Source organism: Arthrobacter sp. B1805 (assembly GCF_002929745.1).
Lineage (GTDB): Bacteria > Actinomycetota > Actinomycetes > Actinomycetales > Micrococcaceae > Arthrobacter_D.
Window position 1 is genome coordinate 245828 of sequence record NZ_PJIQ01000002.1, and the last position, 17128, is coordinate 262955.

Genomic DNA, 17128 nt, shown 5'->3' on the forward strand with positions numbered 1-17128 from the left:
CCGTCCGACGTGGCTAGGAGCTGCTGACCGGCGGCGCGGCGTAGGGCGCGTCACCGGGGAGCAACCACAGGTACTGCCACTCCACCTCGGCCCTCGCGTCCGGGACAGCGGATCGTGCCGGGCGCTCGCCGGGACGGCCGGTGATCCGTTCCCACCATCGGGTCCTGCTCCCTTGGGCGTTCCCGCCCCGGCCGACGGCGGCGCGTGCGGCGGGCAGGTGCGCATCGGAGGTGCGTTCCACGGCTAGCCGCGCCTGGTATCGGCATGAAGGCCGCGGGAGAGCCCGGTGACGAGGAAATCACGCAGGCCGCCGTGGGCCGGTTCGCCCGGCGCTTTCCGCTCCGGGCTTTCCGATCCGGCAGAAACCGCTGCTGTCGCGGCGAGCCAGTCCCCGTAGTGCGTGATGTCGCGGCCACTGGCGGCGGCGACGGCGTCGCAGGCGAAGCCGACCGCGGTGGTGCCATCGGTCAGGCGGACCGAGCCGAGCAGCATGGGTTCGGGCAGGGCCGCGAGGAACCGTCCGAGTGCAGCTTCGGCCAGGATCCAGCGTTCGGCGACGAGTTCGCCGCCGTCGTCCGCGCGGTACACGCCGGGCTTGGGCGGCTCCGTGTCCAGGGCCACCATGCGGTAGCGGGCGGCCAGCCGCACGGGACCATCCCAGTAGCTGCCGAGCGCCTCGAGCTCGCGGGCGAGTACCTGACCGCGGCGGTGCGCGCCGACGACGACGAGCGGGACGCCGGCCGCTCCGGCTGCCAGCGGCCACGGCTGACCGGCAGTGCCCGTCGGGGCGACAGCACCGGAGGCGAAGAGGGCGGGCGGAGCGGGAGTGAGCTCGATCCGGCGGGCGATGTCCGCCACCACGGCGTCGTCGAACGTGCGTCCGACGACGGTCACGCCGAACTGGGCGCCGTCGACCTCGCCCGCGGGCACGGCCACCGCGCAGAGGTCGAAGAGATTGCAGAAGTTCGTGTACGTGCCCATGCGCGAGTTCACGCCCACGGGGTCCGCAGCAACCTCGGCAAGGAGGGGATGGACTGGTGCCGTCGGGACTAGAAGGGCGTCGAAGCCCTCGAGCTGTGCCAGCGCTTCCCGTTCGAGGACGGCCAGCCGGGCGGTGTCCGTCACGTACTGGTGCGCGGGAAGTGCTCCCGCGCGGCCGATGATGCCCGCGACCGTGGGATCGAGGCCCGCGGGATTGCCGTCCCCGGTTGCGCTGTCCACGAAGGCTCCGACGGCGGCATACCGTTCCGCGACGAGCGCGCCGTCGTACAGCAGCCGCGCAGCCTGCAGGAACACATCGATCGGCACGGGCCGGACCTCGACGCCGGACGCCTCGAGCCGGGCGACCTGACGGCCGAACTCCGCAGCCCAGGCGGGGGACAGCTCGGGCAGCTCGGAGGGATAGGCGACGCGCGGCCGCGCAGGGGCTGCGAGGCGGACCCCGGACGGCCAGGCCCGCGAGCCGCCTGCCATGACGCCCATTGCGCGTTCCGCCATCGCGAGGTCCCGCGCGAGGATGGTGACGGCGTCCCAGGAACGGCAGGCCGGCACGACGCCGTCGGTCGGGACGACGTGCAGGGTCGGCTTGATACCGACGATCCCCTGGAGGCCGGCGGGGATGCGGCCCGAGCCGGCGGTGTCGGTCCCGATCGCGATGTCGGCCAGTCCCAGCGCGACGGCGACGGCCGACCCGGAGCTGGACCCGCCGGAAATGTACTCCGGGCGCCGGGAGTCGCGGACCGCGCCGTGGGGGCTGCGCGTGCCCACGAGTCCGGTGGCGAACTGGTCCAGATTGGTGGCCCCCAGCACCACTGCGCCCGCTGCCCGCAGGCGGCGCACCGCTTCCGCGTCCTGCTCCGGGAGGTAGGCGAAGCCCGGGCAGGCCGCGGTGGTGGGCACGCCTGCCACGTCCACGTTGTTCTTCACGGCGAGCACCAGTCCCGCCAGAGGGAGCTCCTCGCCGCCGCTGATCCGCGCGTCGACGGCGGCGGCCTCGGCGAGGAGGTCCTCCTCCGTGCGGAGGGTCACCCAGATCTCGGGCCGGTCGACGGCGTCCACGGCCGCCAGTGCGGCCCGTACCCGGTCGGTTGCCAGGGTGCTCATGCGGCTACCTCTTCCGTCTCGCGTGCTTCGGGTTGCTGCTCCGGCCGGGATGACGGGTCCTGATCAGTCCCGGGCTCCGTCCCGGGGGACGCGCCCAGCACGACGAGGGCCTCGCCGGCCACGACCTGCGAACCTGCGAGGGGCAGGACCTGCAACACCAGCCCGTCGCAGGGTGCGCTGAGGACGGTCTCCATCTTCATGGCCTCGAGCGAGACGAGGGGCTGCCCCTTCAGCACCGTGTCGCCCGGGGCCACATCCACTTTCCAGACGCTGGCGGCGAAGGGCGCGGAGACCAGGGAGGCGCCGTCGGGCACCACGAGGTCCTCGGTGTCGGGAACGACGGCGGCTGCGGCGTCGGCGCGGTCGAACTCGCCGGCGTCGGCCCAGGCCTGGCGTTCGACGGCGAAGGCCGCCGACTGCTGCACGCGGAACTCCGCGATGGACGCGCTGTTGTCCGCCAGGAAGCGCTCGTGCTCCGCGAGGGAGAACGTCCCGTCCTCGATCTCGACGCCGCGGCCCCGACCCGCGGCCATGTCCGCCCGCAGGTCGAGCAGTTCCTCCGGGCTGACCGGGTACCAGGAGATGCGGTCGAAGAACCTCAGCAGCCACGGGGATCCCGGCTCGAACGGCGCGGCATCGGCGTAGCGTGACCAGACCTGGGTGGTCCGGCCCACGAACTGGTACCCGCCGGGGCCTTCCATGCCGTAGATGCACATGTAGGCGCCCCCGATGCCGACGGCGTTCTCCGGCGTCCAGGTCCGTGCAGGGTTGTACTTGGTGGTGACGAGGCGGTGCCGGGGATCGAGCGGCGTCGCGACAGGGGCCCCGAGGTACACGTCGCCGAGGCCGAGGACCAAGTACTCGGCGTCGAACACGGTGTCGAAGACGTCGTTCACGGACTCGAGCCCGTTGATGCGCCGGATGAACTCGATGTTCCAGGGGCACCAGGGGGCGTCGTCGCGCACTCCGGCCATGTACCGCTCGATCGCTTCACGCGTGGCGGGGTCGTCCCAGGAGAGGGGCAGGCGGACGGAACGGCTGGGCACCACGAGCTCCGAGCTGGCGGGCAGGGAGCTCTCGATGTCCTGAACCACCTCGAGCAGGCGGCGGCTGGAAAGGACGGAGGGATCTACCTTGATCTGGAGGCTGCGGATGCCGGGCGTGAGGTCCACGACGCCGGCGAGCCGCATCTGCTCGACGGCCTGGTGCAGGGCGTGTACGCGGGCCCGGAGACCGAGGTCGAGCACCATGTCGCCGTACTCGACGAGGAGGTTGTCGTCGCCGGACCGGCGGTAGGTCACGGCGGGCCTGCCCGGTTCTTCGGCGACGCGCGCCAGGACGCCGTCGTCACCGTCGCCGCGGCGGGACGCTCGGGTGTTCATCCCGGCCGGTGCGCCGGGAGCGAATCCCGCCGTGCCGGGCAGGATCAGCTGCCGCCCGGGACCGAGGTCCCGCAGCGACGGCGCCTGGACGGCCTGCACCGGGACGAAGCGCACGGTGTCGCCCGGGCGGAGCTGCCCGAGCTTCCAGCGGTCGGCCGTCACGACCGTTACCGGGCACACGAACCCGCCGAGGCTCGGCCCGTCCGGTCCGAGGAGGATCGGGGTGTCTCCGGTGAAGTCGAGGGCACCTACCGAGTACGGGGTGTCGTGGATGTTGGAGGGGTGCAGGCCGGCCTCGCCGCCGTCGTTCCGTGCCCAGCGCGGCTTCGGGCCGATGAGCCGGACGCCGGTGCGCGCGGAGTTGAAGTGCACCTCGTAGTCCGTGGCGAGCAGGTCGTCGATGTCCTCGCGCTGGAAGAACTCGGGGGCCCCGTGCGGACCCTCGACGACGGTGAGCTCCCAGCGGCTCGTCAGCGCGGGCCGGGCGTCGAGCGGCACCGGTGATCCGCCGGATTCCTCCGCGGAAACGGTCCGCAGCACGTCGCCGGTCCGCAGGACGCGCCCTGCGTGTCCGCCGAACTGGCCGAGCGTGAAGGTCGACGCGCTGCCGAGGTACTGCGGGATGTCGAGCCCCCCCGCGAAGAGGACGTAGCCGCGGAGACCCGCTCCCTCCGCCGCGCCGACGTCGAGCGTTCCGCCTGCCGGCACCGTGATCGGCTCCCACGCGTGAACGACGACGTCGTCCACCGTGATGCGCACGTCGGCGCCCGTCACGCACACGGTGGTCTCGTGCGAGAAGGTCAGGCTGGGCCCGGTCATCGTGAACTCGAGGCCGGGGGCACCCTCCGGATTGCCGAGGGCCTGGTTGCCGAGGCGGAAGGAGAGGTCGTCCATCGGACCGCTCGGCGGGACGCCGACCTGCCACAGGCCGGTGCGGCCGGGCCAGTCCTGCACGCTCGTCTGCAGTCCCGGGCGCTCGACGGTGATGCGTGGTTCCGGGTCGCCGACGGCGTCGAGCGTGCTGGTGGAGTGCGCCGCCACGCGGACGACGTCGAGCGTGCTGACGGTGCGGAGCATCCCGAGGTTGGTCTCGATGCCGTCGATCCGAGTGCCGCGCAGGGCGTCGGCGAGCCGGTCGAAGGCCTCGTCGCGGGTGGTGCCGGAGGTGATGATCTTCGCCAGCAGGGGATCGTAGTTGGTGGAGACCTCGCTGCCGGTCTCGGCCCACGTGTCCACGCGGACGTGCTCCGCCGCGGGGTATTCCGCGTTGGTGATCGTGCCCGCGCTGGGCTGGAAGCCACGGGCGGGGTCTTCCGCGTACACCCGTGCCTCGACGGAACAGCCCGAGACCGGCACGCTGTCGGGGACGTCGGCGAGGACGGCTGCGGCGTCGGGTCCGCCCTGCGCGAGGTGGAGCATCCACTCGACGAGGTCGACGCCCGTGATCGACTCCGTGACGGGGTGCTCGACCTGCAGGCGGGCGTTCACCTCGAGGAACGAGGCCTCCTGCCGGGCGGAGTCGTAGACGAACTCGACGGTTCCCGCCGAGCGGTAGCCGAGCGACGCACAGAGTGCCCGCGAACTGCGGTGCAGCTCCTCGCGGAGGGCGTCCGGCAGGTCCGGTGCAGGTGCTTCCTCGAGGACCTTCTGGTGGCGGCGCTGCAGGGAGCAGTCGCGGTCACCGAGGCTGACCACCCGGCCGGCTCCGTCGCCGAAGACCTGGACCTCGACGTGGCGCGCGTTCTCCACGTACCGCTCCGCGAAGACCCCGGCGGTGCCGAAGCTCGCGCCGGCGAGCCGGGAGACCCTCGGGAAGCTCTCCGCGAGTTCCTCCTCCGTGCGGCACACCGTCATGCCGATGCCGCCTCCACCGCCGGTCGCCTTGAGCATGAGCGGGAAGCCGATGGTCTGCGCGGCGGCGAGGGCGTCCTCGACGCCGTCGAGCAGTCCGGACCCCGCGATCATGGGAACGCCGGCGGCCTGCGCGGCGTCGCGGGCGGTGTGCTTGGTGCCGAAGATGCGCAGCTGCTCTGGAGTGGGGCCGACGAAGACCAGCCCGGCGGCCTCGACGGCCTCCGCGAACTCGGCGTCCTCCGAGAGGAAGCCGTAGCCCGGGTGAATGGCTCCAGCACCGGTCGACGCGGCGGCGGCGAGCAGGGCGTCGACCCGCAGGTAGGACTCCTTGGCGGGTGCCGGGCCGAGGAGCACGGCCTCGTCGGCCAGCCGGACGTGGCGGGCGCCGCGGTCCGCCTCGGAGAAGACGGCGACCGTCCGCAGGCCGAGCTTCCGGGCGGACTCGATGATGCGGCAGGCGATCTCGCCGCGGTTGGCGACGAGCAGGGTGTCGAAGCGGTTCATGCGATGTTCTCCGGGCGGGTGACGATCATGCGGACGGGCGTGGGGTTGAAGCCGTTGCAGGGGTTGTTGACCTGCGGGCAGTTTGAGACGAGCACCAGGGTGTCCACCTCGGCGCGGAGCGCTATGCGCTTGCCGGGAGCGGAGAGGCCGTCGACGATCCCGAGGGCACCGTCCGGGTCGACCGGCACGTTCATGAACCAGTTGATGTTGGAGACGAGGTCCCGCTTGCCGAGTCCCCAGCGGGAGCCCTCGATGAGGAAGTTCTCCACGCAGGCGTGCTGCTCGCGGGTGTGCTGGCCGTACCGCAGGGTGTTCGACTCCTGCGAGCACGCGCCCCCGATGGTGTCGTGCACGCCCACCTCGTCGGCGACGACGGTCATGAGCGCGAGCCCCGTGTCGGCGCGCAGCACGGAGCCGGTGGTGAGGACGATGGACTGCTGCTGGGCGATGGTGACCGATGCGGAGTAGCGAACGGTGGTGTCCTCGGCGGCGTAGAGCAGGCAGTCGACGGCCTGGTTGCCGTCGAGGTCCACAATGGTGAGGACGTCACCGGCTGCGACGACGGCGGACCAGGGCCCGCGTGCCTCGACGTACTCGTCGAGGACGACGGCGCCCGGCGCGAGGGCGATGCTGCTCGCGGGCTGCGAGAGGGTGGTGGTCATCGGGTGCTCCTTGCGGCGAGATCGTGCTCGGTGTTGTTCAGTGCCTGCTGGTGCTCCGGCGTCAACGGCCCCACCAGGTTCCCGTGCGCCAGTGCGGCGAGGTCCCCTGGTGACCGCCACGCGGCGATGTCCACGGCGGTGCCGGTGAAGTCGGCGCGCGGGTCCAGCGGATGGGCGGTGTTGGCCAGCACGACGACGGCGTCCACCTGCAGCAGCAGGTCGACGTGTGCTCCGGGGCCGGCGCTTCCCGTGAAGCGGATGCCGCCGTCGCCGTCGACCCGGACGCCCTTGAAGAAGGTGAGCGACGGCGCGACATCGCGCGGACCGAGTCCGTTCTTCAGTGCTCCCAGCGTCAGCAGTTCGCGCGCCGCGGGTGAAGCACTGTGCGCCGTGCCTGCCCCGTACCGCGCCGTGTTACCGGCGAGGGTGGTGGCGCCCGTCAGCGCATCGTGGCTGCCCGAAGTGTCCTCGACGATCGTGGCCAGAAGGCGCCCGGCGTCGGACAGGAGCGGGTGCCCTGCTCCCGGATAGGCCTGCCACGGGACCTTGACGGAATCAGCCGCGTTGTAGCGTTCGTGGAGTGCTCCGGCTCTGTACAGGAGGGTGTGGACACACGAATCCCCGGAGTCGGTGAGCCGGAGGCGTGTGCCGCGGGCGAGCTGCAGGGTCGTGTAGCGACCGAACGCGAGCGTCTCCGACCAGACCAGGCTGTCTGCGGCGCCATCGGGCAGCGCGCCAGTGACTCGGGTGGGAGCGGTGGTCAGCGGGATGTGGCGCATCGTGTCCGCGGTGCGGTGGTGCTGCTCCCGGGCGTGGGCCCGGGCTCCGGCCGTGGTGGCCGTGCCTGCCGGGGTGTCGGTGGTCTGTGTCATGTCGGTCCTGTCTGAAGTGCGGCAGAGGTGCGGTGGCTGGCGTTCAGGAGGCCCTGGCCGTGATGCTCCTCCGGATCCACAGACCCAGGAGCAGTACGACGGTCACCATGAGGGGCGCGGAGTAGAGGAGGATCCCGTTCTCGCCGGCGGGGTCGTACACCTCGGGGCGGGGCCAGGCGAGGTTCACGACCATGACGGCGCCGTAGAGGACAGCGAGGACGTTCACGGGAAGGCCCCAGCGGCCGAGCGAGAAGAGGCCGGCCGGCATCGTCTGCCCCACGCGGTCCCAGTCGCCGCGCAGGCGGTTGACCAGTTGCGGGACGGTGACCAGCAGGTAGGCGATGTAGACCATGACGATGCAGACGCTGGTCAGCGTGGTGAAGAGCGCGGCGTTGCCCACATTGATGGCCAGGACTCCGACGGCGAGCGCGCCGATGACGATCGACGGCCACATCGGGGTTCCGCGGCGGGGGTGGACCGTGGCCAGGAGCGTGGAGGCGGGGAGCTTGCCGTCACGTGCCATCGAGAAGACGAGGCGCGAGCCCGCGGTCTGGATGGCCAAGGTGCAGACGAAGATCGCGATGGCGACGTCGACCAGCAGCACCTTCCCCCAGAAGGTGCCCAGCACGGCGGTCAGGACGTAGGGGAGACCCTCGGTGGCGAGCCGGCCGTCGTCGAGGCTCGGCGCCGCCATGAGGGCGGTGATGATCATGAGGGCCCCGCCGATCCCGGAGATCACGAGGGCGGAGATGATGGTGCGCGGTGCTGTGCGGCGGGGATCGCGGGTCTCCTCGGAGAGTTCGCCGGCCGAGTTGAAGCCGACCATGACGTAGGCGGCCATGAGGCCGGAGACCAGGAACGCCCCGACGGCGCCCAGGTCCGAGCTCTGCAGCACCGTGGTGTCCATCACGACGTCGGGCCCGCGCTGCGCCGCGGTGATGAGGGCGAGGACAACGGCGACGACGCCGACGATCTCGCAGGTCACACCGACGGAGTTGACGTGCGCCATGAGCCGGACGCCCATCGCGTTGATGACGGTCGTTGCCACGAGGAGGATGGCACCGAGAACGACGGCGTTCGCTGCACCCGTGACCGTGTTGAGCGCGGGGTCCCCGCCGACGAGCTGGAAGCCGCTCCACAGTTGCGGCAGCACGACCTGGAGGGCGATGGCAGCAGCGGCCGCGGTGACCACCTGGGCCACCGCCATGAACCACCCGGCGAACCAGCCCACCGTCTCGCCGCCGATGCGCCGGGCCCACTGGTAGACGGCACCGGAAAGCGGATACCGTGCGGCGAGTTCGGCGAAGTTGAGGGCCACGAGGAGTTGCCCGACGAGGACGATGGGCCACGTCCAGAAGAACGCCGGGCCGGCGAACGAGTAGCCGAAGGCGAAGAGCTGGAAGATCGTGGTGAGGATGGAGACGAAGGAGAATCCCGCCGCGAAGGAGGCGTACCGGCCCAGCTTGCGGTGCAGGGAGGGCTCGTAGCCGAGGGACGTGAGGTCGGCGTCGTCCGTGTGGGTCGAGGTTGGAATCGTCATCGGTGTCTCCGGGGCTCGAACGGGATGGGTGCCGGCGGGAGCAGGAGCGCGGTTCCTGCGTAATACCGATCACTTGATAGTTTTCCAATCCGACGTCCCGCTCGGGTTTCCCGGAGGTAAAAGGCGTGTGAGGAGGTTGTTTCCGTGATGTTTCGCCCTCACAGGTCGGACACAGCGCCCACCTACAGGGCGGATAGGGTCCGCCACTTCACTGTTCCCATGACTACTTCCCGCACCGCCCCTCAGCCCACGTCCCCCTCGCGACGCCTCTGGTACCGCTTCGCGTCGTCCCTCGCGGCCCTGACCCTCGCGGGTTCCCTCGCCGCCTGCAGCGTGTCCGCCGATCCGGCGTCCATCGGCACCGGGACGGCCGCCACATCCTCGTCCTCCGCCGCGTCAGCCGCCACCGACTCCTCAACCGCTTCCTCCGGTACGACGGACAGCGCCACGGACAGTGCCAGGGACAGCGTCACGACGGGCAGCGCGACGACGACGGCGGGGACGATCTCGGACACTGCGGCCGCAGCGCAGGCCTTCCTCGCCACCCTCACCGCGGAACAGCAGGAGCAGGTCCTGTACGCCTACGACGACGCGACGAGAACCACGTCATGGTCCAACTTCCCGGTGACCTTCGTCGAACGGGCCGGCCTGAACCTGACCGCCCTCACCGAGGAGCAGCAGGCGGCAGCACTCGCCGTCCTCGAATCGCTGCTCAGCGAGGAGGCCTACGCGGAAGTCACCGGGATCATGGCCGGCGACCAGTACCTCCTCGAGAACAGCACGAGCACGGAGGCGTCCCTCGGCCAGTACTACATCGCCCTCTTCGGCGACCCCTCCGACACCAGCGCATGGGAGGTCCAGTTCGGCGGCCACCACCTCGGCATCAACGCCACCCTCGACGGCACCGCAAATGCCATCACCTTCGCCCCCACCCACCTCGGCTCGCAGCCCGCGGTGTATACGGCCGCCGACGGCACGGAGGTGCAGCCCCTGTCCGGCATGTACGAGACAGCGTTCGCGTTTTACGACAGCCTCACCGCCGAGCAGCAGGCCGCCCTCTACCAGGGCACGGAGGTCTCGAACCTGACCTGCGCTCCCGGCGGCACGTGCGACTACCCGACGGGCACCGGGATTCCCGGCTCGGACCTCACGGACGAGCAGAAGCAACTGCTCCTCGACGTGATCGCCAACTGGGTGGGCCTGGCGGACGAGCAGACGACCGCCGATGCGCTCGCCGGGATCGAGGCAACCCTCGACGAGACCTACGTCAACTGGTCCGGGGCCACGGTCTACGACATGACGCAGGGGAACGGGATCTACTTCCAGATCTCCGGGCCCGATGTCTTCATCGAGTTCTCGAACCAGCAGGGATCGGCAGGCGCCGACGTCGCCGGCGTCGTGACCGGTGGCTGGGGGCACATCCACACCATCTACCGCGACCCCGCCAACGACTACGCGGGCAGTGTCACCCAGGAAGAGGCCACCGGCATGGGCGGCATGGGCGCACCCGGCGGAACTCCGCCGAACGGCTAGACGGGAGCGCACGGGAGCCGATGTGCCGGGTGCAAGAATGAGGGCGTGACACTAGCCGGACCAGGGCGCCCCCGTGCGCGACAATCGACACGACCCGGTGCCACGGCCCGCGAGGAGATACTCGACGCGGCAGCCGAGCTCTTCACGACGCAGGGCTACGCGACGACATCGACGCGGGCCATCGCGGACGCCGTCGGCATGCGGCAGTCCTCCCTCTATCACCACTTCGGCACCAAGGACGACATCCTCGAGGACCTCCTGGCCGGGACGGTCGCGGAAGGGCTCGCCTTCGCCCGGGCGGTGGCCGAGGTTCCGGCAACGGACGAGGGCGCGGCATCGCCGGCCGCCAGGCTTCACGCCGTCGCGCTGTTCGACGGCACGCAACTGTGCAGCGGCCGGTGGAACGTCGGCATCCTCTACCACCTGCCGGAGGCACGGGACGAGCGCTTCAGCGGTTTCCTCGCGGATCGGGCGGAGCTGCGGGGTCTATACCGGAATCTCGGCGCCGCCGCCGTCCCGGCACCGCTCCGGCCGGGGGATCCCCAGCACCAGGGGGAGCTGGCCTTCCGCCTGGTCGAATCCCTCGTGAGCCTTCGCGCCGACGGGCAGGTGACGCCGGCTTCCCCACTCCAGGTGGCCGACGCGGCGATGGTCCTGTGCGGAGCCGGCAGCATGCTCGGGTCCATCCGGAAGCAGAGCCTGGAGCTCGTCGACCGGCTCGGACGCGAGCTGCCGCACGCCTGACGAGGCGACCGCGCCGAGCAGGGCGGCCGGGGACGAACCAGCGCCGAGGGCCGCGAGCGCTCCGGGCCGATAGGGCTGTGACCGGTGTCGGAGCCTGCCCTTCTCGGGGCACACCGGGCAGTTGCGCAGCGAAAGCCCGATGATCGTCAGGCTTCGCGCAGGATTGTGCGAGATCAGGGGAATGCCGATCGTCGTCGTTCTACCGTGAAGTAGCGGGCATGCCCGCACCGTCCCTCCCCTGGAAATCCCCGACGTGAAAGCTGGCCTCCGTGCTGCCTGTGGTGCCCCGTATCCTCACCGCCGCCCTGCTGTCCTCCGTAGTGCTCGCCGGCGTGACGCCTGCCGCTTCGGCTGTCGTGCCGGTACCCCCGGAGGTCGCGCAGCCTGCAGCAGACAAGCCCGCCCGGTATGTCGTCCGATACGCCCCGGGCACCGACGTCCCTGCCGCCGCACGGGCTCTCCGCGGCAAGGGCATCCGGGTGGAGCGGGAGTTCTCCCACGCGGTGCGTGCAGCCGTCGTCACGCTCACCCCGGCCGCGGCCGCGGACCTGGCGGCGTCGGCGCAGGTGCAGGCCGTCGAGGTCGACGCCGTCATGGAAGTGACGGCGACGCAGCAACCAGCTCCCTGGGGACTTGACCGCATCGATCAGCGCACGTTGCCGCTCTCCGGTTCGTTCACGACGGCGACGACCGGGGCCGGCGTCACGGCGTACGTGGTGGACAGCGGAGTCCTCGGCTCCCACGCGGAGTTCGGCGGCCGCGTCGGCACGGGCTGGTCCGCGATCGCGGACGGTCGAGGTGCCGGCGACTGCAACGGGCACGGCACACACGTCGCAGGCACGATCGCGGGCGCCACCTATGGTGTCGCGAAAGCCGCGACGGTCGTCCCGGTGCGGGTCTTCGGCTGCACCGGTTCCGGCTACACTTCGGACGTCATCGCCGGTCTGGACTGGGTGGCCGGTCATCACGCCGCAGGGACCCCTGCCGTCGTCAATCTCAGCCTGGGCGGTGCGGCGAGCTCTACTGTGGACGCTGCACTGCAGGGCGTGATCAACGACGGCGTCACCGCCGTCGTGGCAGCGGGCAACTCCGCGGCCGATGCCTGCTCCACCTCCCCGGCGAGACTGGCAGCAGCCCTGACCGTCGCGGCGAGTGATTCCTCGGACCGACAGGCCTCCTTCTCGAATTTCGGGTCCTGTGTCGACCTGTACGCGCCCGGCGCGTCCGTACTGTCCGCGTCCTACACCTCGGATACCTCGACGGCCACGATGTCCGGCACCTCGATGGCCGCCCCGCACGCTGCCGGTGCAGCAGCGCTGCTGCTCGGCCAGCAGCCGTCGATGGCCCCGGCGCAGGTCGCGGCGACGCTCAACGGCACGGCTACCACCGGCGTGGTGATGGCTGCCGGTACCGGAACCCCGAACAGGCTCCTCTACGCGGGTTCGCCCGCTCCTGCCCCCGCTCCTGCCCCCGCTCCTGCCCCCGTTGCCAAGGCGCCGACCGCGCCGACCACCGTGAGCGCTACCGCGGAGGTGTCGGCGGCAGCGCTGTCCTGGGTCAAGGGAAGTGATGGCGGGTCAGCCCTGACCGGGCAGACCATCACGGTCTACTCCGGGACCCAGGTGATCAGTAACGTGACGGTGCCGGCGTCTGCCACTACCGCACGAATCACGGGCCTCACCGCAGGAAAGGCGTACGCCTTCACCGTTACTGCGACCAACAGCATCGGCAGTAGCCCTGCGTCGGCGAGATCCAACACCATCACCCCCTTGGCCGCCACAGCGCCTGCCGCTCCGACCGCCGTGAAAGCAACCGCCGGTAGCAGGTCGGCGTCACTCTCCTGGACCAAGGGCAGCGACGGCGGCTCAGCACTGACCAGCCACACCATCACCGCCTATTCCGGAACCCAGAGAATCGGCGCCGTCACGATCGCGGGCACCGCCACTACGGCGAGGATCACAGGTCTCACTGCGGGCAGGACATACTCCTTCACGGTGACGGCGACCAATAGGGTCGGCAGCAGCCCTGCGTCATCGCGGTCCAACTCGATCACAGCCCTCAACTGATCAGCGCGAACCCGACGCCGCCGGGTTCGGGTGGGGATGAGCCCCTGCACCGGACGGAGGGCAGCCACGTGATGGGATATGGCGATGCCGTGGGCGGAAAGGCCAGCGTCAGCAGCATCGGTCGAAGTCTGCTCAGATTCGCATGGGTCCCGAATGCCGAGATCTCTGTAGCCGCTGCTCGGGATGTTCTCGCCCGCAGCACCGTTCTCGCCGCCGACGCGCCGTACGCGGTCCTCATCGATTTCCGGGGCATCCGCTACGTGAGCCTCGATGCGCATCGGGCCTTCGCGACGGAGACAGGAGCAGTCGCTGCCGCGTTCCTCGGTTCCGGCCCCATGGACAGGGTCCTCGCGGCGAGGGCGGAGCAGGCGCTGCACCCCACGCGGTTCTTCACCTCTGAACCCAGAGCGATCGGTTGGCTTCGCCGATATTGCCCGTGAAGCCGCTATTGGCCGTGAAGGTGATCCACCCGTTGGCGCATGGCGGGCCGACCCGCTCGACATGTGTCCGTGGAGTCGGCGGCGCCTGATGAAGTCCCTGGTCTCAGGAGGGCCTTCGGCGCCGCCGACTTACTGGGGGCGGCCTCCAAGGGGCAGAGGAAGCCGCAGTGCCGTGATCTTCCGGTCTCAAGAGAAGATCGGCACGAAGAGGGCATCCCAGCCACAGCACAACGGCGGGCACGGAATGCATCTTCCCGGTTAACACTAGGAGGAGGGCCGTGCCGGTTTCGCGAGTACTGGCTACTCCATCTGCTCAGGCGGGTACTCGAAAATGCCGGTAAGGGGGCCCTCCTTGGAGTGCCGAAGTGAAGGTTCCCGGCTGTCCAGCGAAATCCCTCCGAACGGCACCACGGCGCAGCCCCCTATTCGGCCTGGGAAGCGGTAGGAACGTAGTCGGCGGCAGAAGGCAGGGGGCCTCGGGTCTGGAACCACGCGTCCAGTTCCGGGGCTGTCAGAGGCTTGGACACCAGGAAGCCCTGGGCGAAGTCGCAGCCGTAGTCGCTGAGGCTTCGGTAGGTGTCGAGGTTCTCGACGCCCTCCGCCGTCATCTGGAGCCCCAGGCTGTGCGCGAGGTCGATCGTCGACACCACGAGCGCCGTGGCGCGGGTGTCGTCCATCATCGTGAGGATGAAGGACTTGTCGAGCTTGAGCTCGTCGATCGGCAGGTCGCGGAGGTAGGACAGGGAACTGTAGCCTTTCCCGAAATCGTCCACCGCGATCCGCACCCCCGTTCCTCGAAGCGCCGAGAGTGTCGTGGACGCCCGGCTTCTATCACCCACCAGCACGTCCTCGGTGATCTCGAGGACGAGTACGGACGGGGTGAGTCCTCGGTCCGAGACCATCTCGGCGACCTGCGCAGGGAGGCGCGCGTCCATGACCGAACAGGCGGAGAGATTGACCGCCACCGACAGCGGCTGGCCTTCCTTCGCCCACACGGCGGCCTGGTCCAGGGCCCGGCCCAGGACGACGTTGGTCAGCGCCGGCATGAGCCCGGCTTCCTCGAACCGGGCGAGGAAAGCTTCGGGCTGGAGTAGCCCCAGCGCTGGATGGTCCCACCGGACCAGGGCTTCGACGGCCCGCACTGCTCCTGTCGCGAGGTCGATCTTCGGTTGGAAATGAAGGATCAGCTGATCCTCGAGGAGTGCCTCGTTGAGGGCCTGCACGGTGTGGAACTGGTGGGGGATGAGGTCCGCCGCGCCGTCGGCATAGACGGCGTGCCCGCTGCGTGTCGACTTGGCCGAGTACATCGCCATGTCGGCCTTGCGCAGCAGCAGGGTGAGGTCCTGGCCCTGCTCCGGGTAGCACGAAATCCCTATACTCGCGCTGACGTGGACAGTGATATCGCCCAGGTCGCACGGTTCTACCAGGGCAGCCCTGAGTTTCAGGGCGACGGCCTGCGCCTGCTCCTGCCCGCAGTTGTCGAGGTGGATCACGAACTCGTCGCCGCCCATGCGGGCGAGCAGATCGGTCGGCCGTAGCTGTCCGGACAGTCGCGCCGCCACCTGAACGAGGAGCCGGTCCCCCACGTCATGGCCCAGGCCGTCGTTGATCTCCTTGAACTTGTCCAGATCCAGCAGCAGTACGGCACTGCGTCGACGCCTGGCGGCTGCCAGCCGTTCGGGCACGTCCGCGTAGAGAGCCCGCCTGTTGGGAAGGCCCGTCAGTTCATCCGTGCGCGCCTGGGTGGTGGCCTGTGACAACCGGAGCCGCTGGCGAAACACCAGCGGAAGTATCGCAAGGGTCAGAGTGAGGCTGGCCAGGACCACGGCAAGCACCAGGACCCGCTCCTGGGACGCCAGGATCAGGACACCCAACCCGGCAACCGTTGCGAGCGTGGGCACGGTCTGTGCCGGGACGGCTACGCGCCGGCGGCTGTGCCGCCCAGGGGTTCGTGCCTGAAGCGCAATCCAGGCTGCGACCAGCGCCAGCCCGACAGCCCACGAGGCATCCAGGGGCGTGCCGAGGACGTAATCATGGTTCAGCTCCAACAGGGCATACGTCACATCGGCTCCAGTGAAGAGCAGGAGTCCCAGGACAACGAGGACCCACCCTTCGCCGAACGAGAACCCGGTTGATGCGGTGATCCCGATGACGGTCGCCACCAGCAGGAGATCCATCAGCGGGTAACCCGTCCCCAGCAAGGCCGTGGGGGTCCAGGGACCGCCCATGGTGGAGTTCAGAAGCGGATCGAGGACGACGCAGAGCACCGCAGCCGCTCCAAGGGCACCGATGACGCTGTCCAGGATGACCGACCACGTCATGGCCCGAAGCCGGTCGCGGACGATGAAGGCGAGAGCAGCCAACATCAGGAGGTAGAACCCGGAATACCCGAAGTCTGCCGGGGACGGCAGGGGAACATCCTCACCGGCCGCTGCGTACAGCACGTAGTAAGTGGTGCCTGCAGCCCAACAGGACACGGCACACGCGGAGAGGAGGATGTCCGGCCGGCGGCTTTCCGCCCGACAGACCGTGAACCAGGACACGGCGGCCGGCACCCACATGGCCACGAGGCCCAGGGCGCCATCGACCAGGGGATCGAACTCCTCGGAGGGTTTGAGGACGACAGCGGCCGCATACGCCGCGGAGACCACCAGGAGAAGGCTGACGAGAAACCACACCATTGGACCCCCGCCCTTAGGGCGGCGCACCTCGACGGGCTCCTGACGAATCATCGACCCTCACCACTCCTATCTCGTTCGGCACGGCTGCTCCTCAGTCTGCCGGGTGAAAACGAAGTCTCACTGAGTTTTTGTCGAGGAACCACGAAGCATTGCGCCAAGTCGGTCAGGACGGGGTGCGGAACCACCGGTCAGCTTCCCGACGTCACCCGTATCTCCCGACGCCCCGCATCTATTGGACGTAGTGTTGCTGACACCACGGAGATGTGGCACGGAGGAGGACGGCGTGGACGGTCAGCCACAGGTGACGGACGTGGAAGCATTCACGGCGGGGATGCGCGGCAGCATCCTCTGGGTGAAGTGGAGCAGCAGCGAGACGGTCAGCGAGGACATGGCCGTGGCACTCATCAAGCGAGCCGACCAGATCTGCCCGAACCTGTGTCCGCCGATGCTCGTGGAACTCAACGGGATGGTGTCCCTCGCCCGCGGCGCATTGCACTATTTTGCGACCGGCCTGAACATAGCGGCCTTGGCACTGGTGGGCCCCTCGGCTGTCGATCGAACCCTGAGCCAGTACTTCAGACAGGTACACGAACCGCCGTATCCCACCCGCCACTTCGATGACTACGACGAGGCGCGCGCCTGGCTCACGAACCACCCGCACAGCGCCTGACGCACCTGTTACGCCGGGAGACGCTCCGCGCATGCTCAGCGGTTGTTCCGCGGAACGACGACGGGGCGCCCGCTGCT

General features: G+C 69.8%; 12 protein-coding genes. 5 read left to right on the forward strand and 7 right to left on the reverse strand.

The genetic code is table 11. The features are described 5' to 3' along the window. Positions 1-13 precede the first annotated feature (13 nt). The 6 genes from CXQ96_RS03825 to CXQ96_RS03850 are packed head-to-tail and all read right to left on the reverse strand — an operon-like array spanning position 14 to position 8917. Entirely contained in the window at positions 14-241 is a 228-nt protein-coding gene (locus CXQ96_RS03825; protein WP_104116701.1) for a hypothetical protein, read from the reverse strand. Positions 242-243: 2 nt separating this feature from the next. Next, a complete protein-coding gene (gene atzF, locus CXQ96_RS03830; RefSeq protein WP_104116702.1) occupies positions 244-2103 on the reverse strand; it encodes an allophanate hydrolase in 1860 nt (619 codons plus the stop codon). Beyond that, on the reverse strand, positions 2100-5843 hold the full coding sequence (gene uca / locus CXQ96_RS03835) for an urea carboxylase (RefSeq protein ID WP_104116703.1): 3744 nt from the start codon (positions 5841-5843) through the stop codon (positions 2100-2102). The genes atzF and uca overlap by 4 nt, the downstream gene beginning before the upstream one ends. Then, positions 5840-6505, reverse strand: a complete 666-nt coding sequence (locus tag CXQ96_RS03840; protein WP_104116704.1) for an urea amidolyase associated protein UAAP2 — start codon at positions 6503-6505, stop codon at positions 5840-5842. Before CXQ96_RS03840 ends, uca begins: the two co-directional genes overlap by 4 nt. Then, positions 6502-7377, reverse strand: coding sequence for an urea amidolyase associated protein UAAP1 (locus CXQ96_RS03845; RefSeq protein ID WP_104116705.1), 876 nt, complete (start codon positions 7375-7377; stop codon positions 6502-6504). The genes CXQ96_RS03840 and CXQ96_RS03845 overlap by 4 nt, the downstream gene beginning before the upstream one ends. A gap of 43 nt (positions 7378-7420) precedes the next feature. After that, entirely contained in the window at positions 7421-8917 is a 1497-nt protein-coding gene (locus tag CXQ96_RS03850; RefSeq protein ID WP_104116706.1) for an amino acid permease, read from the reverse strand. 219 nt (positions 8918-9136) lie between these two features. Here CXQ96_RS03850 and CXQ96_RS03855 point away from each other — a divergent pair, with 219 nt between their 5' ends. From CXQ96_RS03855 to CXQ96_RS03870, 4 genes are all read left to right on the forward strand, one after another. Beyond that, positions 9137-10450 carry a DUF3500 domain-containing protein gene (locus CXQ96_RS03855; RefSeq protein ID WP_104116707.1) on the forward strand — a complete coding sequence of 438 codons (1314 nt, stop codon included), beginning with the start codon at positions 9137-9139 and terminating at the stop codon, positions 10448-10450. Between the two features lie 45 nt (positions 10451-10495). Next, complete coding sequence (locus CXQ96_RS03860; protein ID WP_104116708.1) at positions 10496-11194, forward strand: TetR/AcrR family transcriptional regulator; 699 nt, start codon at positions 10496-10498, stop codon at positions 11192-11194. Between the two features lie 269 nt (positions 11195-11463). Next, complete coding sequence (locus CXQ96_RS03865; RefSeq protein ID WP_146070803.1) at positions 11464-13260, forward strand: S8 family serine peptidase; 1797 nt, start codon at positions 11464-11466, stop codon at positions 13258-13260. A gap of 68 nt (positions 13261-13328) precedes the next feature. Continuing rightward, positions 13329-13700, forward strand: a complete 372-nt coding sequence (locus CXQ96_RS03870; protein ID WP_146070804.1) for a hypothetical protein — start codon at positions 13329-13331, stop codon at positions 13698-13700. A gap of 422 nt (positions 13701-14122) precedes the next feature. On the opposite strand, the gene CXQ96_RS03875 is transcribed toward CXQ96_RS03870, so the two are convergent. Further along, positions 14123-16381, reverse strand: a complete 2259-nt coding sequence (locus tag CXQ96_RS03875; protein ID WP_181036340.1) for a bifunctional diguanylate cyclase/phosphodiesterase — start codon at positions 16379-16381, stop codon at positions 14123-14125. A 283-nt stretch (positions 16382-16664) separates the two neighbouring features. Here CXQ96_RS03875 and CXQ96_RS03880 point away from each other — a divergent pair, with 283 nt between their 5' ends. Then, positions 16665-17051, forward strand: a complete 387-nt coding sequence (locus CXQ96_RS03880) for an STAS/SEC14 domain-containing protein (protein WP_104116712.1) — start codon at positions 16665-16667, stop codon at positions 17049-17051. Positions 17052-17128: the final 77 nt, after the last annotated feature.

Excerpts from the sequence above, each read along its gene's own strand:
- atzF (WP_104116702.1), bottom strand. The coding sequence starts at position 2,103 with ATGAGCACCCTGGCAACCGACCGGGTACGGGCCGCACTGGCGGCCGTG.
- CXQ96_RS03850 (WP_104116706.1), bottom strand. The coding sequence starts at position 8,917 with ATGACGATTCCAACCTCGACCCACACGGACGACGCCGACCTCACGTCC.
- CXQ96_RS03855 (WP_104116707.1), top strand. The coding sequence starts at position 9,137 with ATGACTACTTCCCGCACCGCCCCTCAGCCCACGTCCCCCTCGCGACGC.
- CXQ96_RS03840 (WP_104116704.1), bottom strand. The coding sequence starts at position 6,505 with ATGACCACCACCCTCTCGCAGCCCGCGAGCAGCATCGCCCTCGCGCCG.
- CXQ96_RS03845 (WP_104116705.1), bottom strand. The coding sequence starts at position 7,377 with ATGACACAGACCACCGACACCCCGGCAGGCACGGCCACCACGGCCGGA.
- CXQ96_RS03875 (WP_181036340.1), bottom strand. The coding sequence starts at position 16,381 with ATGGTGTGGTTTCTCGTCAGCCTTCTCCTGGTGGTCTCCGCGGCGTAT.
- uca (WP_104116703.1), bottom strand. The coding sequence starts at position 5,843 with ATGAACCGCTTCGACACCCTGCTCGTCGCCAACCGCGGCGAGATCGCC.